The organism is Vibrio sp. PSi01 (genome assembly GCF_054960695.1).
In genome coordinates this window covers 34,454-59,976 of the sequence record NZ_JBHNYN010000001.1, presented here as the reverse complement: position 1 = coordinate 59,976, position 25,523 = coordinate 34,454, and the positions used below count along the sequence as shown (strand labels likewise).

20 protein-coding genes are annotated in these 25,523 nt (G+C 44.2%); 7 read left to right on the top strand and 13 right to left on the bottom strand.

Features of this window, described 5'->3' with window-relative positions; translation table 11 throughout:
- The first annotated feature begins 178 nt into the window (after nucleotides 1–178).
- Entirely contained in the window at nucleotides 179–691 is a 513-nt protein-coding gene (locus tag ACFI6G_RS00260; protein ID WP_010439904.1) for a DUF2062 domain-containing protein, read from the top strand.
- 204 nt (nucleotides 692–895) lie between these two features.
- Here the strand turns inward: ACFI6G_RS00260 and lolE are convergent, their stop codons facing one another.
- The 3 genes from lolE to lolC are packed head-to-tail and all read right to left on the bottom strand — an operon-like array spanning nucleotide 896 to nucleotide 4,034.
- Nucleotides 896–2,140 (bottom strand): lipoprotein-releasing ABC transporter permease subunit LolE, encoded by a 1,245-nt coding sequence (gene lolE, locus ACFI6G_RS00255; RefSeq protein ID WP_010439903.1) that lies wholly within the window; start codon nucleotides 2,138–2,140, stop codon nucleotides 896–898.
- On the bottom strand, nucleotides 2,141–2,833 hold the full coding sequence (gene lolD / locus ACFI6G_RS00250; protein ID WP_010439900.1) for a lipoprotein-releasing ABC transporter ATP-binding protein LolD: 693 nt from the start codon (nucleotides 2,831–2,833) through the stop codon (nucleotides 2,141–2,143).
- Nucleotides 2,826–4,034 (bottom strand): lipoprotein-releasing ABC transporter permease subunit LolC, encoded by a 1,209-nt coding sequence (gene lolC / locus ACFI6G_RS00245; protein WP_371976383.1) that lies wholly within the window; start codon nucleotides 4,032–4,034, stop codon nucleotides 2,826–2,828. Before lolC ends, lolD begins: the two co-directional genes overlap by 8 nt.
- A 227-nt stretch (nucleotides 4,035–4,261) precedes the next feature.
- On the opposite strand from lolC, the gene ACFI6G_RS00240 reads away from it, so the two are divergent.
- The 4 genes from ACFI6G_RS00240 (at nucleotide 4,262) to ACFI6G_RS00225 (ending at nucleotide 9,877) form a co-directional block, all read left to right on the top strand.
- Nucleotides 4,262–4,831, top strand: a complete 570-nt coding sequence (locus ACFI6G_RS00240; RefSeq protein ID WP_010439898.1) for a hypothetical protein — start codon at nucleotides 4,262–4,264, stop codon at nucleotides 4,829–4,831.
- Nucleotides 4,832–4,837: 6 nt separating this feature from the next.
- Nucleotides 4,838–8,299, top strand: a complete 3,462-nt coding sequence (mfd, locus tag ACFI6G_RS00235; RefSeq protein ID WP_016794332.1) for a transcription-repair coupling factor — start codon at nucleotides 4,838–4,840, stop codon at nucleotides 8,297–8,299.
- A gap of 63 nt (nucleotides 8,300–8,362) precedes the next feature.
- Nucleotides 8,363–9,145 (top strand): peptidoglycan binding protein CsiV, encoded by a 783-nt coding sequence (locus ACFI6G_RS00230; protein ID WP_016768551.1) that lies wholly within the window; start codon nucleotides 8,363–8,365, stop codon nucleotides 9,143–9,145.
- A gap of 186 nt (nucleotides 9,146–9,331) precedes the next feature.
- Entirely contained in the window at nucleotides 9,332–9,877 is a 546-nt protein-coding gene (locus ACFI6G_RS00225; protein WP_016788958.1) for a GNAT family N-acetyltransferase, read from the top strand.
- A gap of 177 nt (nucleotides 9,878–10,054) precedes the next feature.
- Here ACFI6G_RS00225 and ACFI6G_RS00220 read toward each other — a convergent pair whose 3' ends face one another.
- The 7 genes from ACFI6G_RS00220 to hinT form a co-directional block, all read right to left on the bottom strand.
- Nucleotides 10,055–11,344, bottom strand: a complete 1,290-nt coding sequence (locus ACFI6G_RS00220) for an NAD(P)/FAD-dependent oxidoreductase (protein ID WP_010439890.1) — start codon at nucleotides 11,342–11,344, stop codon at nucleotides 10,055–10,057.
- Nucleotides 11,345–11,828: 484 nt separating this feature from the next.
- Entirely contained in the window at nucleotides 11,829–12,368 is a 540-nt protein-coding gene (gene ycfP, locus ACFI6G_RS00215) for an alpha/beta hydrolase YcfP (RefSeq protein WP_010439888.1), read from the bottom strand.
- 109 nt (nucleotides 12,369–12,477) lie between these two features.
- Entirely contained in the window at nucleotides 12,478–13,332 is an 855-nt protein-coding gene (locus ACFI6G_RS00210) for a phosphotransferase (RefSeq protein WP_016788959.1), read from the bottom strand.
- Nucleotides 13,333–13,502: 170 nt separating this feature from the next.
- The gene (lpoB, locus tag ACFI6G_RS00205) at nucleotides 13,503–14,093 is read right to left on the bottom strand and encodes a penicillin-binding protein activator LpoB (protein ID WP_010439883.1); all 591 of its coding nucleotides are present in this window, start codon (nucleotides 14,091–14,093) and stop codon (nucleotides 13,503–13,505) included.
- A gap of 92 nt (nucleotides 14,094–14,185) precedes the next feature.
- On the bottom strand, nucleotides 14,186–14,569 hold the full coding sequence (locus ACFI6G_RS00200) for a YcfL family protein (protein ID WP_010439879.1): 384 nt from the start codon (nucleotides 14,567–14,569) through the stop codon (nucleotides 14,186–14,188).
- Nucleotides 14,569–15,960, bottom strand: coding sequence for a COG3014 family protein (locus ACFI6G_RS00195; protein WP_010439876.1), 1,392 nt, complete (start codon nucleotides 15,958–15,960; stop codon nucleotides 14,569–14,571). The genes ACFI6G_RS00200 and ACFI6G_RS00195 overlap by 1 nt, the downstream gene beginning before the upstream one ends.
- A gap of 243 nt (nucleotides 15,961–16,203) precedes the next feature.
- A complete protein-coding gene (hinT, locus tag ACFI6G_RS00190) occupies nucleotides 16,204–16,554 on the bottom strand; it encodes a purine nucleoside phosphoramidase (RefSeq protein ID WP_010439874.1) in 351 nt (116 codons plus the stop codon).
- A gap of 276 nt (nucleotides 16,555–16,830) precedes the next feature.
- On the opposite strand from hinT, the gene ACFI6G_RS00185 reads away from it, so the two are divergent.
- Both ACFI6G_RS00185 and ACFI6G_RS00180 read left to right on the top strand, forming a co-directional pair.
- Nucleotides 16,831–18,822, top strand: a complete 1,992-nt coding sequence (locus ACFI6G_RS00185) for a methyl-accepting chemotaxis protein (protein WP_010439872.1) — start codon at nucleotides 16,831–16,833, stop codon at nucleotides 18,820–18,822.
- Between the two features lie 196 nt (nucleotides 18,823–19,018).
- A complete protein-coding gene (locus ACFI6G_RS00180) occupies nucleotides 19,019–20,185 on the top strand; it encodes a DUF1887 family protein (protein WP_010439869.1) in 1,167 nt (388 codons plus the stop codon).
- Between the two features lie 239 nt (nucleotides 20,186–20,424).
- Here ACFI6G_RS00180 and udp read toward each other — a convergent pair whose 3' ends face one another.
- The 3 genes from udp to ACFI6G_RS00165 form a co-directional block, all read right to left on the bottom strand.
- Nucleotides 20,425–21,183 (bottom strand): uridine phosphorylase, encoded by a 759-nt coding sequence (gene udp / locus ACFI6G_RS00175; RefSeq protein ID WP_004736272.1) that lies wholly within the window; start codon nucleotides 21,181–21,183, stop codon nucleotides 20,425–20,427.
- 301 nt (nucleotides 21,184–21,484) lie between these two features.
- A complete protein-coding gene (locus ACFI6G_RS00170; RefSeq protein ID WP_016788960.1) occupies nucleotides 21,485–23,836 on the bottom strand; it encodes a zinc/cadmium/mercury/lead-transporting ATPase in 2,352 nt (783 codons plus the stop codon).
- 169 nt (nucleotides 23,837–24,005) lie between these two features.
- The gene (locus tag ACFI6G_RS00165) at nucleotides 24,006–25,469 is read right to left on the bottom strand and encodes an MATE family efflux transporter (RefSeq protein WP_010439856.1); all 1,464 of its coding nucleotides are present in this window, start codon (nucleotides 25,467–25,469) and stop codon (nucleotides 24,006–24,008) included.
- Nucleotides 25,470–25,523: the final 54 nt, after the last annotated feature.

Below are 25,523 nucleotides of genomic sequence, written 5' to 3'. Positions count from 1 at the left end.
GCTGTTACTGAACCTCTTGCTCTCCGGAAAACGCTATACTTTGTTGATGCTAAAAGTAACAACAGCATCAATGGTGCCCAAACCCAATGTGGCATCACAGGCCAAAAGCTAGCTGACACAACTGTCACAGCGAATGAAATCAAGAACCAAGAGTTAAACAAGAGAGTAGCTTCCTCCTATGCCAAGAAAGTTTATTAAACGATTTATGCCTGACCATGAGCTAATCAAGCGTCAGAAAGCATTGAAAGTTTTTGGCAATGTTTTGTACAACCCCAACTTATGGTGCCTTAATCGTCGCTCTGCGGCTGGTGCGTTTGCTGTTGGGTTATTCATGGCGTTTGTCCCTCTTCCAAGTCAAATGATTATGTCTGCTGGTCTTGCTGTCGCATGTGGCGTGAACCTACCTTTGGCCGTCGCACTCGTTTGGATCAGCAACCCGGTCACCATGCCAGTACTCTTCTACTTTGCTTATAAAGTCGGAGCGTTTGTGATGCATGTTCCGCCTCAAGCTTTTCATTTCGAACTGTCTTGGGATTTCATCTTGGCGCAAATGAGCACAATCGGGCCACCATTCTTACTGGGTTGTCTGATTTGTGGTGTGGTTTCAGCAATGATTGGCTACTTTGGTATTCGAGGTTTATGGCGTTACTCAGTAGTAAGAAGTTGGAAGAAGCGACAAGCAAGGTATTGAACCTATACTCATTTACTCGTTATTTTAAACGGACAACAGTAAAAATCAGATGAGTCACGGATCTCTACAAGATTGCTATGTAATCAGAGTTGTAAATATTACAGTTTGAATTCAATAAAAAAGGATCCCGCTAGGGATCCTTTTTTATATCTGTCGAAGTGCGGCTTATTCCTTATTAAGAACCAAGGCTATTAATAAGACATGTTATTTTGAACTAAGCACCGCTGCTGGGTTCAACTTAGCCGCTCGTGATGCTGGGTACCACGTAGCCAGTAGGCTCAGAACAATAGCAGTACCAGAAACGACAACAACATCTGTCATATCGAGCTGCGAAGGCAAGAAGTCGACAAAATAGATATCACCGGACAAAAATTGGTGATCAATAAGCTTCTCAAGCCCTTTGATAATAGTCGTTAGATTAAGCGCGACTAAGACACCTATCGCACTGCCAATTAAGCTACCTAATACGCCCGAAAACACGCCCTGCCAAACAAAAATGCGTTTCACAAGTCCATCCGATGCGCCCATGGTTCTTAAAATGGCAATTTCTGATGCTCTGTCTTTTACTGCCATCATTAGAGTCGAGACAATATTGAAACAAGCCACACCGATAACCAGTACCATTACTAGATACATGATGGTGCGAACCAACTGAATATCGCGGTATAAGAAACCAAACTTCTGTTGCCAGCTGCGAAGATACACATACACGTCAAGCTGATTGCCAACTTCACGCACAATCGAGTTTGCATTCAGAACATCGATCACTTTTAAAGAAACCCCAGTCACTGCCTCCCCTAAGTTAGCGTAAACTTGAGCATCGCCAATAGGGATTAGAGCCAAGCTGTGGTCTATTTGGCCATTTAGAGTCAGCAAGCCTACCACTTTAACGCGAACACGCTTTGGCGCCTGAACCTTCACAGAACCGTTTACCGTTGGAATCATCAAAGTCAGGTAATCACCCACTTTCGCACCCAATACATTCGCTACACCAGAGCCCAGAATGATCTGTTGTTGTCCTGCCTTAAACTCGCTCCAAGCTTGTTTATCGATAAAACTCGATAGGCTTGATACCTGTTGTTCAAGTTGTGGATCAACACCGCGAACTTCAATTGCTTTGAGCTCTTTGCCTTTTTCGGCAAGCGCAGTAATTTTCACATAAGGCGCAGCCGCTACCACATCATCATGTTGGGTCGCTTGCTCGATCACATGCTCCCAACGTGTCACAGGTTCATTGACTCCCTCAAATTCTCCATGCGGGATAACAGAAAGTACTCGGGACTGCAGTTCACGCTCAAAGCCATTCATCGCAGATAAACCAATGATGATCACCGCGACGCCGACAGCAATACCGATCGTCGAAGACAAAGAGATGAACGAGACCATCTTGTCTCGTTGCTTTGCTCGACTAAATCGGCCGCCTATCAACAGAGATAAAGAAGAAAACACTTAGCTCTCCTCTTTTTCTACGTTAACCAATAAACCGTCTTGCATGTGCAGTTGGCGGTCCATCTTACCCGCAAGCTCACCATCATGCGTTACAACCAAGAAAGCAGTATCGTATTCGTGGTTCAATTCGCGCATTAAGTCATAGATAGAGAGTGCGGTGTTGTGGTCGAGGTTACCTGTCGGCTCATCCGCTAACACTAACGCGGGTTTGTTAACTAAAGCTCGTGCAATCGCCACTCGTTGTCTTTCACCACCAGAAAGCTCTGAAGGTCGGTGGTCGACACGATGACTTAGCCCCACTTTATCTAGTAAACGTTGTGCTTCTTCTTTTGCTTTAGCTGGTTTCTCGCCTCCAATAAGCAGAGGCATTGCCACATTTTCCAACGCTGAAAAGTCCGAAAGAAGGTGATGGAATTGATAAACAAAGCCGAGATGTTGGTTGCGAAGCTTCGCCTGCTTATTCGAACTCAAAGATGCTAAGTCTTGCCCGAGAAAGCTCACACTGCCCGCCGAAGCATCATCTAACGCACCAAGGATATGCAGTAAGGTACTTTTACCGGAACCAGAGGTACCAATGATAGCAACCAATTCACCTTTTTCGATTTCAAAGCTGACTCCCTTAAGAACCTCTGTATCCAACGAGCCTTCACGGTACGTTTTACGGATATCATTACATTGAAGAAAATTACTCATAACGAAGGGCCTCAGCAGGTTTCACAGATGATGCACGATAAGAAGGGAACACAGTGGCAATCAGGCTAAGTGCAATAGCCAACACCACAACAACGGCGATTTGAACTGGGTTGATCATGATTGGCAGTTGCCCACCAAACGAGAACAGAGCCACGCCCATCGCTTCTAAAATAGTATTTAGGTTCATGGCTAAGATAATACCTATTACACCACCAGATAACGCGCCAATAACGCCACTGCTGGCACCTTGAACCATGAAAATCCCCATCACTTGACCATCGGTCATGCCTTGGGTTTTAAGAATAGCCACTTCAGACTGTTTCTCCATCACCACCATGATAAGTGCGGAGATAATATTGAATGCAGCAACACCAATGATCAGCCCAAGCATCAAACCCATCATGTTTTTTTCCATGCGAACGGCTTGGAATAGTTCACCGCGTTGATCACGCCAGTCGCTCCATACCCAACCTTCAGGCAGAGGCTGGTTTGATAATTCTGCTACTTCAAACGGGTCATCAAAAAACAGTCGCCAACCTGAAATCGTGTCAGACTTGTAACGCATCAAACGCCCGGCATCTTGGATATCTGTCACCATCAATTGAGCATCGATATCAGATCCCGTATTGAAAATACCCGCTACTGTGAAGTTTCTTTGACTTGGGATTCGTCCTAGAGGCGTATATTGGCTAGCACTGGTCACCATTAGGCGAACTTTGTCACCCATAGATACTTTCAAGTTTCTCGCCAAAGTATGGCCAAGGAACAACTGATACTGACCCGCTTTCAGTGAAGACAATCTACCCGCAATCAAGTGGTTCTGAAGAGGGTCATCTGAATTAGGTTCGATGCCAATCAAAAGGCCTGCAGACAGTTGAGCCGGACTTTGAATTACCGCCTCACTGCGTACAATCGGCTCAACATGACCATTGAGAGAAATCTGCTCTGCAAAGCTTGGCGCTTGTTCAGAAAAAGAAGTTGTCCCTCCTTGCTCATAAACCACAGCTTGAGGAAGAACGCCAAGAATTCGGTCTTTTAACTGCGCTTCGAATCCATTCATTACCGATAAAACAGTAATCAGAGACAGCACACCAATGGTGATACCTGCTGTCGACATATAAGAAACAAAACGGCTAAAGCGATCACCTGAACGGCCTTTCAAATAACGCAGGCCAACAAACACTGAAATAGGATGAAACATACTTTGAACCATCAAAAAGGGATGCGGGTTAATGTAACGGGTATTGCTGTTACTGTGTAGGGGGTAATTGAAAATATAGAGTGAATTAACTCAATTAGTTAGGCTTGAAAAACAGAACCTTGTCAAATTGACAAATTTCAAACAACTATTTAGGACTTTCAATTAACTGACCTTGATTACTGCGGCCACATAGCGATAATCAATAGATCACTTCAAGGAACTAACGCATGACAGAACAAGAGTTTTTCACCGTTCACCACAGCCTTACTGCTAATATAGAGCCAATGGAAAGTAACTTCACTTTACCCTCTCAAATTCAGTTCGAATCCGAGATCCCTGCTCCCTTTGTTGTGGCAAGTGAATTTAGCCAGTTGGACCTGTTAGCCGACAGTGCTCGCGCTGAACTGAAAAATAGCGACTTGAAGAATGTCACCAGCTTATTAGACGCGCAAAACTCTAAGTTAAACCTCTTGTTGAGCTTCATGTTATCGCAACAAGATGATGAGAAGTTTCGAACTCACACCTACTCATTCGGTGCGAGTCAGTTTTCCTGTTTTTCAAAAGCAGACATAGAACCGGGTCGTTTGGTAAAAGCCAAGCTTTTTTTAGAACACCCAGCGGCTGCCATTTATTGTTATGCGGAAGTGTTTGCTAGCGAAGCTAAAGATTCAGGTTTCGAAATCAAATTTAAATATGCTCACCTTCGCGATACAGACCAAGATCTGCTCATCAAAGCGGCGCTTCATCAACAGCAAAAGCTCTTGCGTCAACGCTCTTTAGAACGAGATAACAAGTAAATAAACATGACTAAACAATCTATTTTTACATTACCTACATTCAAAGGAGCCGGTGACAAAAAGCACATCGGTAACCTCGTTGGTTCGTCTCTCGCTCTTGCCATTGCCAAACTCGCAGAGCAACACAATAGCCATACTTTATTGGCTGTTCCGGACCCACAAATTGCGCTTAAACTTCAATCTGAAATTGAACAATTTACAGCGGCAGAAGTTGCTCTATTTCCTGATTGGGAAACACTACCATACGACAGCTTCTCGCCACACCAAGAGATCATTTCTGACCGTATCGCGCGCCTTTATGCACTACCGACACTAAAAGATGGCATCACGATCGTTCCGATCAGCACGCTACTGCAGCGTCAGTCGCCGCGTGACTTTTTGTTACAACACACTCTAATGGTAAAAACAGGCGATCTGTACTCGTTAGAGAAACTGCGTCTTCAACTTGAAAAGTCGGGCTATCGCTACGTTGATCAGGTATTTGGCCCTGGTGAATACGCAAGCCGTGGTTCGATTCTTGACCTGTTCCCGATGGGCAGTAAAGATCCTTATCGTATCGACTTTTTCGATGACGAAATCGACACAATTCGTACTTTCGATCCTGAGAACCAACGATCGATCGAAGACATTTCCGAGATCCGACTGCTGCCTGCTCACGAGTTCCCAACCTCAGAAAGTGCCATTGAAGATTTCCGCATTCGCTGGCGTCAACAGTTCGATGCCCGCCGCGAACCAGAATCTGTCTACATGCAAGTTTCTAAAGGCACTTGGCCTGCTGGTATTGAATATTGGCAGCCCCTGTTTTTCGAGCATACCGAAACCTTATTCGACTATGTTGCCGACGAAGCGCAAATCTTAATTCTCGGTGATGTCGAAACTGCAGTTGATGCTTTCCTAACCGACGTGGCTCACCGATACGAACAGCGCGGTGTCGATCCATTACGACCACTGCTGACACCTGAGCAACTTTGGCTGAAAAAAGACGAACTATTCGCGCATTTCAAACAGAAGCCACAGGTCAGTCTGAGCTTAGACACGATTGAAGAGAAAGCCGGACGTGTCAATTTACCTATTGCGCCTCTACCGGATCTCAGTGTTCAACATCAGAACAAAGAGCCACTCGCAAACCTAAGAAAGTTCACTGAAGCCTTCGACGGCAAAGTGGTCTTTTCGGTTGAGTCTGAAGGCCGCCGTGAAGCCCTAAGTGAATTGCTTCGAGGCATCAAAATTCGTCCAAGCGAAGTTGAAAACCTCGACGCGGCAATTAAAGGCAAAGACAAGTTCAGCCTGATCCTCGGTTCTGCTGAGCATGGCTTTATCCACGAAGAGCAAAATATCGCCCTGATCTGTGAAAGCGACCTGTTGGGTGATCGTGTTGTTCAGCGCCGCAAAAAAGACAAAAAAAGCGTTAACAGCGACACCGTCATCCGTCATTTGGCCGAACTTAAACCGGGTCAGCCCGTTGTTCACATTGACCACGGTATTGGTCGCTATATTGGCCTGCAAACATTAGAAGCCGGTGGAATGAAAACCGAATACGTAACGCTTGAGTATCAAAATGATGCCAAGCTCTACGTACCTGTTGCTTCTCTGAACTTAATCGGCCGCTACTCTGGTGGCGCTGAAGATTCTGCACCGCTACATAAACTCGGTGGTGAAGCCTGGCAGAAAGCTCGTAAACGAGCGGCAGAGAAAGTCCGTGACGTTGCAGCCGAACTCCTTGATGTTTACGCCAAGCGCGAGCTAAAACCTGGCTACAAGTTTGTACTCGACCGTGGCCAATACGCGACCTTCAAGTCGGGTTTCCCATTTGAAGAGACCGATGACCAAGCAATGGCGATCAATGCCGTTATGTCTGACATGTGCCAAGCAAAAGCAATGGATCGCTTAGTGTGTGGTGACGTTGGCTTTGGTAAAACCGAAGTCGCGATGCGCGCGGCATTCGTATGTACCGACAACAGCAAACAAGTGGCTGTGTTAGTACCAACGACGCTACTTGCTCAGCAACACTTTGAAAACTTCCGCGACCGTTTCGCGAACCAACCGATACGTGTCGAAGTGCTATCGCGATTTAAGTCGGCTAAAGAACAGAAATTGATTATGCAAGATGTCGCCGACGGTAAAGTCGACATCTTAGTGGGTACTCACAAGTTACTTTCTAGTGACCTCAAGTTTAAAGATCTTGGCTTGTTAGTCGTCGATGAAGAACACCGCTTCGGTGTGCGTCAGAAAGAGAAAGTGAAAGCCATGCGTGCGGATGTCGATATCCTAACGCTAACCGCCACACCTATTCCTCGTACATTAAACATGGCGATGAGCGGCATGCGTGACTTATCAATCATCGCAACACCACCAGCTCGACGCTTGGCGATAAAAACCTTCGTTCGCGAAAATGATGATGCCATCGTCAGAGAAGCGGTGCTGCGTGAAATCATGCGTGGTGGTCAAGTTTACTTCTTACACAATCAAGTAGACACCATTGAAAAGACGGCTGAGTCACTGCAAAAACTGATCCCAGAAGCACGTGTCACTGTTGCTCATGGTCAGATGCGAGAGCGAGAGCTAGAGCGCATCATGAATGACTTCTACCATCAACGCTTTAACTTGTTGGTTTGTACCACGATTATTGAAACCGGTATCGATGTACCTACGGCAAACACCATTTTGATGGACAGAGCCGATAATCTTGGATTAGCACAATTGCACCAACTGCGTGGACGTGTGGGTCGTTCTCACCATCAAGCTTATGCTTACTTGCTAACGCCACATCCAAAAGCAATGACGAAAGATGCAATCAAGCGATTAGATGCGATTGCTTCTTTAGAAGACCTAGGCGCAGGCTTCACTCTCGCAACCCATGACTTAGAGATTCGTGGTGCAGGAGAGCTGTTAGGTGATGAACAGAGCGGTCAGATTCAGTCGGTCGGCTTTACGCTTTACATGGAAATGCTCGAACAAGCCGTTGAAGCATTGAAAGAGGGTCGAGAACCATCACTTGATGACTTATTGCGTGAACAAACAGAAATTGAGATGCGTCTACCAGCACTATTGCCAGACGATTATATCCCGGACATCAATACCCGCTTGTCTACGTACAAACGTATCGCGAGCGTAAGTGATACCGATGAGTTAGCCGAGTTGAAAGTCGAGTTAATTGATCGCTTCGGTCTTCTACCTGATGCAACCAAGAACTTGTTATCGGTTTCAGAGCTTAAATTATCCGCAGCGTCTATCAAGGTGAAGAAAATTGAGGCTCACGAAAAGGGTGGATTCTTAGAATTCTACCCAGACGCTGACATAAACCCAACCTACCTTGTTAAACTGTTGCAATCTCAACCGCAAAAGTTTTCAATGGAAGGACCAACTAAGTTCAAGTTTACGGTACCATTGGTCGACAGACGGAAGCGAATTCAATTTGTTAGTGATCTATTGGGCGAATTCAGACAGAACTTACTGCCATCAGCATAAGACCCAATACACTTGCACATATAAATTATCCAGCCGACAGATCGGTTGGAAGACGGAGTAAAAATGAAAAGACTGATCCCACTGCTACTATTGTTCGTCTCATTGCCAAGTTTGGCTCAGAGACAATTTGATATAGAAGTGATCATTTTTAAGCGCGCAGTTGATGCAGAGAAAGTGAACGAATCTTGGCCAAACACACAGCCTAAAATTTCACTTGAGCGCGTTGGTTCATTTCAAGACACCCAGTATCGAGCAAAGAAAGGTGTACAAATGCTTCCTTACTCGGAATATAAACTAACGCCTCAGAAAGACAAACTGCGTAAACACGCGGGGTTTGAAGTTCTAATGCATACGGCTTGGCGTCAAGGTGACCAAGGTAAGAGCTCTGCACCTGTTTTCCACATTCAAGCAGGTAAAGATTTTTCTAAAGAATTTAATGTCGATGGTTCTGAAAAAGGTGCGGTTACAACCACCACAGCTACCACGACAGGTGCTGATGGCTTCCAAGAAGAGACTATTGATAAGCCACTATACGAATTAGACGGCAAGCTACAAATCTACGTTCAGCATTACCTATACGCTGAAACGACATTGGATTTAAAAGCACCAAGTGTTCGTGAAGTGACTCTACAAGAACAACAAATCGAACTAGACTCACCAGTAAGCGGCGCAGAAAGCAATGTTCAAGTCGGTAACCTTACGGAGGTTTCACCTACCGTTGAAGTAGAAGAATTCCTCAAAAGCTACCGTATGGACCAAAAACGTCGTATGCGCAGTACAGAAACTCACTACCTAGACCATCCGCTTTTAGGTATGGTGATCCAAGTTCGCCGCGTAGCGCAGTAAGCTAATTGGCTTTGCCTAGAGGGCTATTTGATTCTTAGCGCTTTAGCTTGAGTTCTTGGGCCTAGCTAAATAGCTATCAAATAACGCTCCAACTATACATAAATAACAATTCAAGACGCCCTCCATTGCGAGGGCGTCTTGTTAAGTACTTTACTTTATAAGTACTCTCTTTATTTGGTACTTCTTATGAGCCCTGATTTTCAAATCAACACACAACGTCTCAATCTCAAGATAATTGAAGCTTGTGATGCTCCAGAGTTTGCTCAATTGGTTCAATCATCTCAAAGCTTGTTTCCTTGGGTTGATTGGTGTCATGACACGTTTTCTATCGTAGAAGCCGAAAAATTCATTTTGGCGACTCGTTTAAACTGGGTTAAAGCCGATGCGTTTGGCTTTGGTATTTTCGAACGCAGCAGCGGAAAACTGGTCGGTATGGTGGCCATCAACGAGCTCTACCATACCTTTAATATGGCGAGTTTGGGTTACTGGGTTGGCGATCAATTTCAAAGAAAAGGGTTCGCCAAAGAAGCGATGCAGGCATTATTTGAGTTTTGCTTTGCTCAACTGAAATTAACACGATTAGAGATTGTATGTGATACAGAAAACCTACCAAGTCAAAAACTGATCGAGAAATGCGGTGCTGAGCGAGAAACGATTGCCAAGAATCGATTTGTCTTTAACGGCAAACCAAAAGATGGTGTGGTTTACTCAGTATTACCGCCAACTGCTTAACTGCGGCTTTACTGCTTTACTGCTTTACTGCTTTACTGCTTTACTGCTTTACTGCTTTACTGCTTTAAAAGATGATAAGCCGTTCAATTTTCAGATATGACGGTACACACAATTAAAAAAGAGCTCCGAAGAGCTCTTTTTTATTATCAACGTAATGCCTTTAACAAGTTTACCTGATTAGTGAAGTTTCAGATTTGGACGAAGCACACGGTTAATACGACCAACCAACATCATTAGCGATGTTTTTATTAGTCCATGCAGTGCCATTTGGTGCATTCGGTACAAAGAGATGTAGACGATACGAGCGATACGGCCTTCAACCATCATAGAGCCTTTAGTAAGGTTACCCATCAGGCTACCGACTGTTGAGAAACGGCTTAATGAAACCAATGAGCCTTTATCTTTGTATACGTAATCTTTCAGGTCACGACCATTCATCTTAGCAATGATGTTAGTGAATGCGCAGCTTGCCATTTGGTGAGCGGCTTGTGCACGAGGTGGAACAAATGAACCATCCGCCTGCGTACATTGCGCCAAATCGCCGATAGCAAAGATGTTGTCATCAAGCGTGGTTTGCAGCGTGTTTTTAACAACCAGTTGATTAATTCGGTTAGTCTCAAGACCGCCAATATCTTTCATGAAATCTGGTGCTTTGATACCTGCGGCCCATACCATGATTTGTGCCGGAATCTTATCGCCGTCTTTGGTAGTTAAGCCTTCAGAATCCGCTTGCGTCACCATGGTGTTGGTACGCACGTTTACACCAAGCTTAGTTAGCTCAGAGTGTGCTGCACTCGAAATACGAGGAGGTAGAGCTGGAAGGATACGCTCTCCCGCTTCAACAAGGTTTACGTTCAGCTTGCTTGAATCTAGGTCACCAAAGCCGTAAGTACGAAGTTCTTTCACTGCATTATGTAGCTCTGCAGAAAGCTCAACACCCGTTGCACCAGCACCAACAATCGCGATATCTACCGTGCCTTGACCGTTCTTAGCGTGCAGCTTTAAAAACTGGTTATTCATTTCGGTACGGAAACGGTGCGCTTGTTCTGGGCTATCAAGGAAAATACAGTTATCACGAACGCCAGGAGTGTTGAAATCGTTTGACGTTGAACCCAAAGCCATCACTAGAATATCGTATTCAAGTTCGCGGCTTGGCATAAGCAGTTCACCGTGATCATCTGTTAGCTCGCTCAGTGCAATCACTTTGCGCTCACGATCGATGTTGTTCAAGCTGCCCATTTGAAAATCGAAGTAATGGTTTTTTGCATGCGCACGATAGCTCAATGCATCAACACCTTCATCCAATGAACCCGTTGCTACTTCATGAAGTAATGGTTTCCATAGGTGACTCGCTTTACGGTCTACCAGAGTAATCTGGGCACGTTTTTTACGACCTAAAGTGCGGCCTAGCTTGGTTGCTAGTTCTAAACCACCAGCACCGCCGCCTACTACGATAATTTTTGTCACAATGACAATCCTCTACAAAATGAATAAATGGGGTTCGGCTCGATTACTCCAACCGATAAATTCTATGTATCTACTCGCCTGCGCTCAAAGGCTATGGCTTATCTAATAATTGCGAAAACGAATAACAGCAACTCACGAGTAGTTAGAGGGATACGAACAACAAACTCAGGTTTGAAGTCCTGTTTACATGGATAAAAGGTGACTACCTGAGAGGTAGAACACAAATAATGGGCAAGTTTTATCACTCGCTCTCAATTTTTCTTGATATTTATCAAAATATTTTGCTTCAGAACATTATATATAGCAAAAAGATGACCGCAACAAAAATCCTTATCCTTAATGAGGATTCGGCACGAATTAGTTAACGATTGCGCAAACTCGTCGATAAACCATATACAACAGATTTATCAATATCACCCCAACAGTTTCAGATGTAAAAAAGCAGCACTCATGGGTGCTGCTTTTATAAAATAAAACGAAGTAATTAGGCGTTTTTGAAGGCTTTCATTGCTTGAAGGTGTTGAGAGATTTTTTTGAACTTATGGTTCTCTTTCTCATCCCAGATAATGTCGTAGTAATCTTCGAGCGCCGCTTCGGTTTTAGTATTGTCGTGAATTTCATCTTCACGAGATAGCACCACTAAACAGCGTCCTTTATTTTTCATACGATATTGCGCGACGCACTTAGTTGCGATGTCTTCATACTCTTCTGGACGGTCAATTCGACCAACCATATTGTTCTCAGGTTGCAGGTTAGGGTTAAACACCACCTGCTTAATGCCGCACAAAAAACCAATTCGTTCAGACCAAAAACCACCTAAACCGACGCCACAGATAATAGGATGCGGATCATCTGATTGTTCAATCACTTTATGCACTTCTTTGAGAAGATGTTGCATATCGTGTTTGGGGTGCAAAGTACTGTAGTTAATGAAACGAACGTCATCATCAATGAATTGCAACTGCAGTATTTTTTCGTGATTGCCAGGGCTTGTAGAATCGAAGCCGTGCAGGTAAATAATCATTTGTACCTCCTCCGTTGAATGCTGGTACGCTTAGATAAATCTAACATGAAAAATAAGGTTTTAAAGGGAAGAGCCCCGAAATTATATATTTCACTTCCTAAACGTGATCCTAACTACAGAAAGTGCAGCTGAGTGCCTCTGCTTCGCGCAAGTAACTTTCATCGCCCCACAGTTGGTGAGCCAGTAAGTACCATAACATCGCCATCATTCTACTTCTTGGTAACCATGCTTCTACACCATCTAGCCATGGTTGAACATCATGGATCCCTCTTAGTTGACAGTACTTGTTAACGGCTTCAATCACCGGGACATCCGCAACCGCAATGGTTAACGTAAGATCAAGCCTTGGGTCAGCTAACGAGGCATATTCCCAATCAATGATCTTAATCCCGTCACTGTTTCGCACTAGGTTGTACCCACCTAAATCAAAATGACACAAAGATAAGTCGACATGTGGAATACTCGGAGCAATACGCCATTGTTGATAAATTTGAGTGTAAACCTCAGTCTTGTGAATAGCATCTAGCTGGAGCCAATAATGATCGACTCGCGAAGTAAAACTAAATGGTTGGAGGGGTAATCGCTTGGTGTTAACTAAATGTACTGAGAGCAACGTTTTCAATAATTCATCAAGATCTAAACCTTCGTAGAGCGTATCGCCAGCAATCCACTCGACCAATAACCCACTCTCATTAATGACGATAGGGCTTGGCCCTATACCAAGGCGTTCAATAGTTGAGAGCACTTGATACTCTTCATGACGAGAAATGAAAAACGCTTTGGTGATCGGTGTGATTGGACGCCATACATACTCAGTACCCCCTGCTGAAACCAATTTCCAACAACGATTAGTCAAACCGCCAGTCAAAGTCTGTGCTCTAATGGGAGGTTCAGAGAAGTGGCTATCAAGAGAACTCAAACTGGTATCAAGAAGTTTAGCTTCAGACCAAGAAAAAATTGCCATTGCTCATCCCTATAACGTATTAATTTCCATATAAAAAAAGACACTAACCAAAAGCCAGTGTCTTTTTACTAACAGCGTATAACACACTGAATTGGCATGTGACCAAGCTAGGTGCAGCCAAGATTAGACGCTATCAATACTGGCTGCGTTTGGTTGGCGAGTAAGCGAAATTAAAGACCCAATAGACTCTTAGATTGTTGCTTACGGATTTCAGTCTCGTCAGCCCATTCAATCAGGCCAGACTCAAGATCCATTAGACGCATTGTCATTTTGTAGTATACGTCTTCATCGCTACCCGCTTTCTTAACGATACTTGATAGATTGCCATACAACATGTATTGAGCACCTACCATTTTACCGAACTGGATCGCTGAGCTTTGATTTACAAGCTCATCATTGTTTTGGAAGTTCAGTTGATCTCGAACCGATTCTACGCGGTCCATATCAACAAAACGGAACTTACCAGAGTTCAGCATCTTAGTACTGATAGTGTCAGTGATTGACTCAGTATCAATGTGCTCACTTGTTTTGTTCTTAATACGCTCTACGAACACGATTGGACGCTGCTCACTAGTAATGTAAGACACTGAACCTGAAGCCATCATGCTATCAACCATCTCACCAGCAATCGTTTGAAGATCAGTTGAACCGAAATCGATTGTCGTGGTTTCTACAGCTTGTGCATCACCGTAGCTTACCTTGTTCGAACAACCGCCTAAAATAACCGCTAAACCTAGTAGCGCAATGACACTCTTTTTCATTTTCTTTCCTCAATTTATCACTGAATGGGGCATCACCCTCACTCTTAAATACTTACATAGGCAAATCAATCGATCCGCTTCTTAAATCTGAGTTACTGCTCTCGGAACTGAACTCGGAACTGAGTTGCGCTCGGGTTTACCGACACTTCCGACAACGAAATACTTTCAAAACCACGAACAATTGCTTGCTTCCAAGGACCTTGTTTTAAATTGACCTCAAGACCAGCATCGTCGTACCAGTAGAAACGATAAAGGATATTTTGATCGCCTTTATAGTTACTGTTCAAACGAACAATTCCTCTAGTATGACCATCGATTTGATCAGTACGGATATCTTCAACCAATAAACGGCTACCCAATACCTTGTCACCAAAGAAAACGTTCTGAGTCAGGCTATCAACTCTTACGCCAGCTGTATTATCAGCACACCCAGCCAGAGCCATAACCGCTGCGAAGCTCACTAACCACTTTTTCATTACAGCCTCCCTAGCTGTTTATGCCACATTGTTGCGTTGTTCCCTTGTCGAGAAATCCAAACCAAGGTGGTCTGCCCTTCTCGTATATCGAAATTATACGTTTTAGCGCCTGCTTCTAACGTATATTGACCACTATTTGCTACAAACGTGCTGCTCTTAATCTCGGCAGGTAATGATTGCCAACTGCGCGTGTCTGGTTGCTCAGTAAAGGTGTTCCACACATTAAACAGAATGTTACCTACATCGTTACCTTGAGTGGTTTCTTTACGGATGCGATCTTTTGCCACAACACGCAGCGCTTGGCGAATAACGATACTCGTCATTCGTTCAGACAAATCATTCTGAGCCATCGCGTTCACGTCAGTAATTAAGCTTTCAGACAAAGGCTGCCCATTGATTCTTAAAGCAGAAAAACGTTCGACGTTTTGGTTTGGATAGTATGGCAGCGCCAAAGAGTATATTGCTCCCTGATCACGACTGTCATAAATAGGTAAATCTAGTCGCCAACTATCCATCGCTTGCACTGAGCTTTGCTCTTGAAGCACAATCACTCGCCCTTGTCCGTTACCAAGCTTCGACGATTGCTTATAGCGCTTTTCTAGCGTTGCTAAATCTTGTCGCATTCCTAAACGAGCGGCTGTCGACATTGTTCTATCGATAATTTCTTGGTTTTCTGGCATCACGGCCAGAGCACGTCGATAGTCAACGTAGGCACTGTTTAAATCATTTGATGCTTCATAAAGCAGCCCAGACAAAAACATCAAATAGGCATTTTGTACCGATTGCAGCTTTTTACCCGCATCAGGGTAATTCGCAAGAATGCTGCCTACATTGGCTGATAAACCTTGAGACTTGGCATCACTCGCTGCTCTTTCTAACTCAGCTTCACGTTGTTTCTTTGCTTGTTCTTGTACTTGGTTGGCGCGACGCATTTCGATCACCGCACCTTCTAAATCGTTTTTCTTCAAGTAATTTAAGCCGAGATAAAGATGAAGAAAACCCAATTCATAATCTGGCGGGACATACTCGGTAATATTGTCATTCACAGCCAATGCACCAACGCTGGTCGCACTGTCTGAGATTGAGATCACGGCTTTGCTTTGTTGATCTCTTACTGCCTGGTCGGCCAACTCAAACGAAGACTTACTCTCCGGATACTTTTGATCAAGCAGGTTAATTCTGCCCCTTTCAAAATTATCAAGAATGTCTCCTGCTGCGTAATCTGGTAACTCTTGTTGAGCCTCTGAATAATCTCCAGACTTCACTGCTTGGTATATCTCTTTGTTTTGAGCGCTATAATGGCTGAACAGACTTCCTGCCGACATACTCGCGCATCCCGCAGTCAACGCCGACAGCAGGGCAATGGAAGCGAATCTAAACTGTTGCTTCACTTAACGTCTCCGTGCATGTTTAAAATGCCAACTTCTATACGATTAATGGCGAATCAATACTCTCAAAATAAATACGTTGAAAAGTATCGCCTCGCCTAATTGATGCCGTTATTCAGACAACAGATGAAGTTTAAAGTTGGCATATAACCTACAATTTATCCAACAAGCCAATCATTTAACTGGCTAAGCATTCAGCGACATGTTTACTAAACCAACTGATCACTTAACCAACTAATTGTTCAACTAGCTAATCAATAGCGGTCCAAGCGGGCGACCACCAACCAAGTGCATGTGGATATGGTATACCTCTTGGCCACCGTGAGAGTTACAGTTTACGATAAGACGATAGCCATCTTCTGCGATGCCTTCTTCTTTTGCTAACTTACGAGCCACGGTAAACATGCGCCCCATCATGGCTTCATCTTCCACTTCAACATCATTCGTTGTCGGAATCAGCTTGTTAGGGATAATTAGAATATGACTTGGCGCGCGAGGGTTAATATCGCGAAACGCCGTTACTAAGTCGTCTTGATATAGTAGATCTGCAGGGATTTCTTTATTAATGATCTTACTAAAGATGGTTTCTTCAGCCATGTTTTTCTCCGATAAAACATTGAGTTTTTAATGTTTTGAGTATGCGCTATGCCGCAACAAACCACAATAAATCCTCTTTAAAGCATAATAAAAAACACCGTTCAAATCAAAGAAAACGAGCCTTACCTCTCAAGAATGGCATGTTGGTTATAAGTAAGGGTTATTTTTGACGTGTGCGTCATAAAATGCGTAAGTCGAGCTCAATAGAATGCTGATAATTTTGTTAGTTTTACTTTGACCTGACATTAGGTCTGCATTTTATTTAGGGAGAAAGCCATGAAGGGATCTGTGATCAAGCGTATGTACGCTGGTTTCGCACTGATCATCATCATGTTCGCAGTCACGATAACCATCATGATGAACAGCATGAATCAGATACATAGCAATTTTGAGAGTGTCTCAGAAACCTCACTACCACTTGTTGCGCTTTCAAATCAAACAAGTGTTCAACTACTTTCTGCTGATAAGTCATTCAAGGACTTCCTAACCACACAAAACGCTGAGCGTATGTCTGCAATGCGTACAGAGTTTGCCTCATCACAAAACTCTTTTTCTGAAGTGCTTGGAAGCTTGGAAACCGCGAGTCAAAACAACGCTACACTTGTTGAACGTATTGCCCAGTTGAGAGCGATGGAACAGCGTTACTTCGCCGAAGCCGATGAAGCGATGAACAACTACGTGGCAATGTTCGAAGCACAAGAACAAGTACAAAAAGCATCACGTGATTTTCAACGTCTACACTCCGAATTGACTGTAGGTATGAAAGAGTACGTTGCTGACCAAAAAAGCATTTCTGTAAAAGTAATGGCGAAAAGCTACTTCATTAAACTGCAAGACGCTGAGGTGATTACTTCAGATGCGCTAGCTAGTTCTGATGTGGCATTTGTGCAAAAAGCCGTTAACCAAAACAAAAAGGCCGTTACTCACCTTAACTACGCTTATCGCGGGCTATCAACGCAATTACCTGCACTTAAAAATGTCTTCGATGAGTCAGTTCAAAAATTCACAAAAGACGTTGGTCAAAAAGGCGGTGTCTTAGACAAGCACAACAACTACTTACAGGCGAAACAAGCGTTATACGTCAACATTGCCAACTTAGCCGTTGAAGTAGACCAAGCCATGGCCGTACTTGATTCATTCAATGTAACCGCAGAAGAACAACTTAACTCTTCATTGGCAGACGCAAGCAGCATTTACGACAAGGGTTTGTTCAATGCCATTGCAATCGGCGTTGTGGTGACGCTGTTTGCTGCAGCGATTGGATACCATATTGCCAACAGTGTAAGAGAGCCATTAACACGCATTCTGAAAACACTTGAAGGCTTAACTGAAGGTGATATGACGCAACGCATCGATATTCGTTATAACAACGAGTTCAGTCGTGTAAGTGGCCACATAAACACCCTAGCCGACAACCTTCACAATATCTTAGTTAAGTTGAATGATGCTTCAGATGACCTAACTAAAACGGCAAGCGTGAACCAAAAAACCTCATCAGAGACTCAGGCTCAATTGAACAGCCAGCGCGAGCAAACAGCGACAGTCGCGACGGCAATGACAGAAATGTCTCACTCGGTACAAGAGGTAGCGAACAGCGCGCAAAGTTCATTGACTATGGTTCAACAAGTGGAATCGGCTTCTGAGTCTGGTCGCCAGATCATGAACACCAATATCAGCACTATCAATCAACTTGAATCACGTCTTACTGAATCGGTCAGCGCGGTGGGCGAACTTCAACAAATGAGTAGCCAAATTGGATCGATTCTTGATGTCATCCGCGGCATTGCTGAACAAACCAATCTACTTGCATTGAATGCAGCGATTGAAGCAGCACGCGCCGGCGAACAAGGTCGAGGCTTTGCAGTCGTTGCCGATGAAGTTCGAGTGCTGGCGCAAAAGACCACACAATCGACCTCGGAAATCGAGACGATGATCAGCAATCTGCAATCAAGCTCGAAAACAGCAAGCAATGTGATTGAAAGCTGCATGAGTGATATGGACATGTCGGTTGAACAAGCTTCAAGTGCCAACAGTGCGATGGAAGAGATCCAAGCATTGATTCTAGAGATTAGCCACATGAGTACACACATATCTCAAGCAGCCGCTGAGCAAAGTGAAACATCTGGCGATATTGCACGTAACATCGAAGACATCAACCATATCGCTGATGCAAGTTACCAAGCAATGTCGTCGATTGCAGAAGCCAGCCAAAACCTAACAGTACTTGCGAATCAGCAAGGCGATTTAGTTCATCAGTTCAAACTATAGGTAACCAAAGAATCTATAGATATAAACCTAAAATGTTGGGATATTTAACCCAATAGTGATAACTAATTGAACAAGGGCAACTTTTATCAAGGGTTGCCCTTGTTTTTTATGAGCTTTGTCATTATATGATTATTAAGGCTTGCTGTTTTCCGTTTATCTTTCACCTTTATGAGCGAGCCGCTAATAAGGAATTTATATGGCTGTTCATGTTGGCATTATCGATCAAGACCCCATTCGCTTGCTCACCCCACTACTTGATAACCGAACGATCAGTACTCACATCGTGTTTATCGGAGATAAGAATCAAGTCAGTATGTACAAACGTTTAGAAAGCGTTTTACAAAAACGCGACATTACCAGTGAGTTTTTCGAAATTCCTACCCTCGTAAATACATCCGCAATTAAAGAGTCTATCCAAAACCTTGCTGAAGACCTCAAAGCTCGTGGAGAAGAAGTGAAACTCAACGCAAGTTGTGGTCTTCGTCACCGCCTACTTTCTGTCTACGAAGTATTTCGTACTTACCACTGGCCAATCTTTGTTGTTGAACCAAACAGTGACAAGCTGTGCTGGCTTTATCCGAATGGCAAAGAAGACGCACAAGTACAAGACCGTATTACCATCGACGACTACCTAACGGTGTTCGGTGCTCGTGGTGAATTCAGCGATGTACAGCTGTCTCCTCAACTTGATCAGAAGCTTTATGAACTGGGCGAACGCTGGGCAAGTAATGCACTAGAACTCGGCCCTGGCCTCGCTACATTGAACTACCTTGCAACGACTTGCCGTAAAGAACAGAGGCTTGATGTGGGGTTGTCTGAGAAGCAACAAGGTTATCGCGAGCTAAACATGCTGTTAAGTGATTTGGTGGAAGCTAAAATTGCCACTTATGATAATGGTATTTTGACGTTCGCCAATGAAGATGCACGACGCTTCTCTAATGGCGAATGGCTAGAGACTTTGGTTCACAGTACCGTTAAGCAAATCCAAGATGACATGCCAACCATTCAAGATCGCTCTTTAAATGTTCAGGTATACCGCCAATTAGGTGAACGCGAGGTGCGTAACGAGCTTGATGTTGCTTCTGTAGTGAACAATAAGCTGCACATCATCGAGTGTAAGACCAAAGGTATGCGTGATGATGGCGATGATACCTTGTACAAACTGGAATCGCTTAGAGACCTTCTGGGTGGCCTACAAGCACGTGCAATGTTAGTGAGTTTCCGACCTCTTCGTCATAACGACATCACACGAGCAGAAGATCTTGGCCTTGCATTGATTGGCCCTGACGAATTAAAAGATCTTAAAACACACCTAGCGGCATGGTTTACCGCCGCCGGTGGTGATGAAGATTTAGAGTGCTAAAAATAAATAGACTCTTGAGAGCTGAACGCTCTTAAGTAAATCTAAAAAGGCGAATGACTATTGAGTCACTCGCCTTTTTGTCTCCAGCTATTCGTCTGTTTTGCTCTATTTTCATCTTTCAACTATCTATGCCTTTAATTTCTTTGCCTCATAAAAAATGGCCGCATCATTCGATGCGGCCATTTTTAAATCTTGGAAACAGACTTAAAGCACTTTAAGACTAAAAGTATTTTTACAACTTAAAGCATTTTACGAGCAGCTTCTACAACCACTTTGATTGAACGAGCTTCTGTTACTTTTAGTGTTTCGTGATCAGGCGTCTCTTTTTGAGTACGGTTGATGATTACACCAGCAACACAACCCGCTTTAAGACCAGAACTTGCACACATAGTTAGAAGCGTTGCAGATTCCATTTCGAAGTTTAGAACGCCCATGTCTTGCCATTCTTGCATAGAGCCTTGGAAACGCTTAACAACGCGACCAGAGAACGTGTCGTAACGCTCTTGACCTGGGTAGAACGTATCACTTGAAGCCGTTACGCCCATGTGAACTGTTGCACCTGATTCATCAACTGCCGCTTTCATTGCTGTTGCAACTTCGAAGTCAGCAACTGCTGGGAACTCCATTGGCGCAAAGTGCAGGCTAGCACCGTCTAAACGAACAGAACCTGTAGAAACGATCATGTCACCCACGTTTACATGTGGCTGGATAGCACCAGTAGTACCAACACGAAGGAAAGTGCGAACACCAAGTTGAGCAAGCTCTTCAACTGCGATAGAAGTAGATGGACCACCGATACCTGTTGAACATACAACAACTGGCTTGCCGTCTAGCTCTGCGCGGTAAAGCGTGTATTCACGGTGACTAGCAAGAAATACAGGATTCTCCATCTCTTCGGCAATTTTTTGCACACGAGCAGGATCACCAGGAATGATCGCAAGAGTAGCACCGTTAAGATCTGCTTCAGTAACACCTAAATGGAAAACAGCTTGAGACATAGTTCGCTCCTTTTGGCTTATTGGGCTTTGTTAACCCTTATTTAAGCTCATAGTAAATTCGTGGGGTACACACACACTCTAACCAAGCCTATAACAAAATGAAGTGACATAGGTCACACCAATGATCGCAACAAGATTTCAAGTTTCACGAAAAACCGATTGGCATCACAAAAATAAGCAATCCATACGCCTATGTTGCATACTAATGAGACAAAAAGCGCCTTTAACGTATTACCGCTAAAGACGCTTTTTATAGTAGCTGCTTGTTATTTGTAGAGCGAGCTATGTCTGGGAGCTGAACCTAATCTGCTTTAGATTTGAATCGAAGAAGACGCAAAGCATTCAATGTCACCAGTGCCGTCGCACCACTATCGGCTAACACCGCAACCCACAAACCGGTAATACCGAGTAAACTCGTCACCAAGAAAACACCTTTCAAACCGAGTGCAAGTGCTACGTTTTGACGGATATTATTCATGGTCGCTTGCGACAGTTCAATCATCGCAGGGAGTTCCGTTAAGCGATTGTGAGTCAGTGCAGAGTCAGCCGTTTCCAACGCCACATCCGTACCACCACCCATTGCAATACCTACGTTAGCGGTTTTCATCGCTGGTGCATCATTGATACCATCTCCAACCATTGCGACATGCGACTGTTGAGATAACTCTTCAACGTAAGTCACTTTATCGCTTGGAAGTAGACTTGCCTTATATTGCATACCAATCTTGCTGCTGATCGCTGCTGCACTGCGCGGGTTATCACCAGTAAGCATGATAGATTGAATACCCAAGTCGTTAAGTCGTTCGATCGCCAGCTTAGCATCACTACGTAAGGTATCTTGCCACGCTATCAATCCAATCACTGTCGCCACTTGACCTGTTGATTCTGCTTGATGCTTAAGCTCTAGAGCAACCACAACCGTCTTACCCTCGCCCTCTAATGTTTCAATCTGAGAAACAACATCAGCACCAAGATCAAACGTCACCTTAGAAGGCGATAAAACCTGATACTTAATTCCATCGACATCACCTTCGACGCCACTGCCGATCAATGCTTTCTTATTATGCGATTCTGGGATCTCAACATTCAGTTCTTTTACTTTCGCCACTAGCGATTGCGCCAATGGATGCGTAGAGCCAACTTCAATAGCACCAACTACACGTAGCATTGCATCTTGCTGCCAACCTGATAGAGCCTGAATATCCGTAACCTGAGGCTTACCTTCCGTCAAAGTACCCGTCTTGTCGAATGCAATGGTTTGGATTTTTCCAAGCTGTTCTAGCGCAGCGCCACCTTTGATTAAAGCACCACGCTTCGCTGCTGCTGCTAAACCAGAGGTAATCGCTGCTGGCGTTGAGATAACCAAAGCACAAGGACACGCAATCAATAGTAAGGCCAAACCACGATATACCCATGTTTCCCAAGGTTGGGAAAACAACAACGGTGGCGTAATAATCACTAACAATGCAACCAACATCATTAACGGTGTGTACCAACGGCTGAATTTATCGAGGAAGCGTTCTAGAGGTGCTTTACGGGATTCCGCCTCTTCAATAAGATGGAGGATTCGGTCAATCGCATTTTCGCCCTGTTTAGACGTTATCGTAATGCGCACAACTTTATCGACAACCACGGCGCCCGCCATGATGCTGTTACCTTCGATATGTTCAACAGGAACAGACTCACCGGTTAACGCACTTTCATCAAAGCTTGCTGCGTCGGTAATCAGTTTGCCATCAGCAGGTAAACGAGAGCCCGCCGCCACTTCAATCACATCACCGGGAACCAGTTCACTGACTGCAACTTCAACACGCTCGCCGTTGATAATCTTAGTCGCGTTTTCTGGTACCAATGCCATTAGCGCTTGAACGCCACTTCTTGCTCTTGATGAAGCAAACGCTTCTAAGCGCTCACCAATCAAAAACAACAGTAAAACCATCGCCGCTTCCGCGGTTTCGCCCAGATACAAGGCACCCAGCGCGGCAACACTCATTAGAGTTTCTATTGCGAAAGGTGTACCTGAACGTGCCAACTGAACCGCTTTCTTAGCAACCGGATATAACCCGAGTAAGCAAGTTACGGTAAACAAACCTTCACTTAGTTGAGGAGAAGTACTTTTCAGAAGTGCAGCGAACAACATTGCAGCCGCAATCGCTATAATCTGTAAATTAGGTTGGATATGGGCTTGCCAAAAAGTCTCAGGTTGTTGTTTTTCTTTCTTAGAACCGACTTCCGTAAGAGGGAAACCCGTTTTGATAGAGACCTGTTCAATGGTATCAGCAAGACTTTCATCGTCGAATTTAACCACCAGTTTTTCGGTAGCGAATAGCACTTTAGCTTCAATAACACCTTTGATGTTACTGACCGCTTTTTCTATTTTTCGAGCACAAGCTGGACAGTCCATTCCCGAGACTAGCCAACTTTTTGAAAATTGGGCGTTAAGAGGTTCAGTTAAGGGCAGCCGGTCTTCTTCTCCACTGTCTGAACCACAACAACCATCTGCTAGGGCAGAAGCCGTCGCAGAACTACAGCATGTTGATGAAGAGCTTGCGGCTGTAATGCTGGTAATTTTCGGACTAGAACAGGTCGCCCCAGTCGCTTGCGATTGAACGTCCACTTTTGTTGAGCGGCACGCTGCATGTTTTGCGCACATAATCTATCTCCTTAATACTCAAAAGCCTTGAGGTTTTAGCTAACCAATGACGGTAACAAAACCTTAAGTTCTTTAGAATTATAAACCTTGGAGCTAACTCCAAGGTCAAGAAGAAGTTATCAGGCAATTCAATTTTTTCGAAAAACCTTATTCGAATACGACAGGATTATCAGCGTTGCTTAAGTTCTACGCACTCTTCTCTATTCGCAGACACATCATCAATCAGAACGGCATCATGAGAACAAAAAGGCTGCGTATTCAAACTCACGATAGATACGTCTTCTTCGCCATGATCAACTTCAGAGCCTTGCATCAACTCAGCGATATGATAACGAAGCACCAAAATCCCCAACAGTCCAAACAAGACATTACCTAAAGCTTGTCCATACAACACACCCAACGCGCCATACCACTGCGAACCCAAGTATACGAACGGCAAAGTGCCCAAAGTCGCTTTACCCAGGTTGAGAGCCGTAGAATACAAAGGTTTCCCGAGGTTATTAAAAGACGTATTTGCGACAAATAACGCACCGTTAAAAGTAAAAGTCAAAGCAACATAAGTACAAAAAGCCGCAACAATTATGGCAGCATCACCTTGGAGGCTAAAGCCTTGAATCACGAGATCTTGTAAGAAATACAGCAAAATACAGACTGCGATGGTGTAAGCCGTGGTAACCAGCAGAGAATTGTTCAAGGTTTCTTTAACTCTATCCATACGCTCAGCGCCAAAGTTCTGACCAATGATTGGCCCCACAGCACCAGATAACGCGAAGATCACAGCGAAACACACCGGCGTCAACCGACCAATAACAGCAAAGCCAGCAACGAAATCCTCGCCATATTGGGCGATACCTGTGGTCACTATCGCATTGCCAATCGGCGTTGCCGTATTGGTGATAATAGCGGGAATGGCAATAGCAAGAATAGGACGAAGGTTAATACGCCATTGCAACAAAGAAGGAGGAGCAACAAGTTGATGGCTACGTATTAAAGGATAAAGCGAGAAAAACAACACCGAAAAGCGAGCAAAAACAGAAGCGATAGCCGCCCCTTCAATGTTCCAACCAAAACCAAAGATAAAGAGTGGATCCAATATCGCATTAACGATACCGCCTGATAACGTTGCCCACATTGAACGCTTTGCATCACCTGCTGCTCTTAAACCTGCACCTGCCGCCATTGCCAGCGCTAGAAATGGGCCACTGGGTAATAGAATTTGTAGATAAGCTTGGGCACGTTCGGCCGCTACCCCTTTCGCACCAATCGCGGCCAGTAATTCAGGAATATAAGTAAACATCACCACGGTAATTGTCGAGCTAATAACAAACGCGGTTAACATGATACTGGTACTGAGGTTTCGAGCTTGCTCCTTATCTTTGGAACCAATTGCTTTTGAAACCAGAGCGCCCATCGCAATGGAGGTGCCTATCGAGACAGAAGTCGAAAAGAACGTCAATGTCCCAGCAAAACCCACCGCAGCTGCTAGTTCAACTTGTCCCAACATACTAATGAACAACATATCAAGTAAATCGACGACAAATAAGGCCATCAAACCTACAGAGCCTGCTCCCGACATCACCAATATATGGCGCATCGTTGAACCTTCTACAAACTTTGCAGTTTGATTTGACATGAAACCTCCAAAAACTGAAATATCACAAGCTAAAGCTCGACAAACTTTAGATCT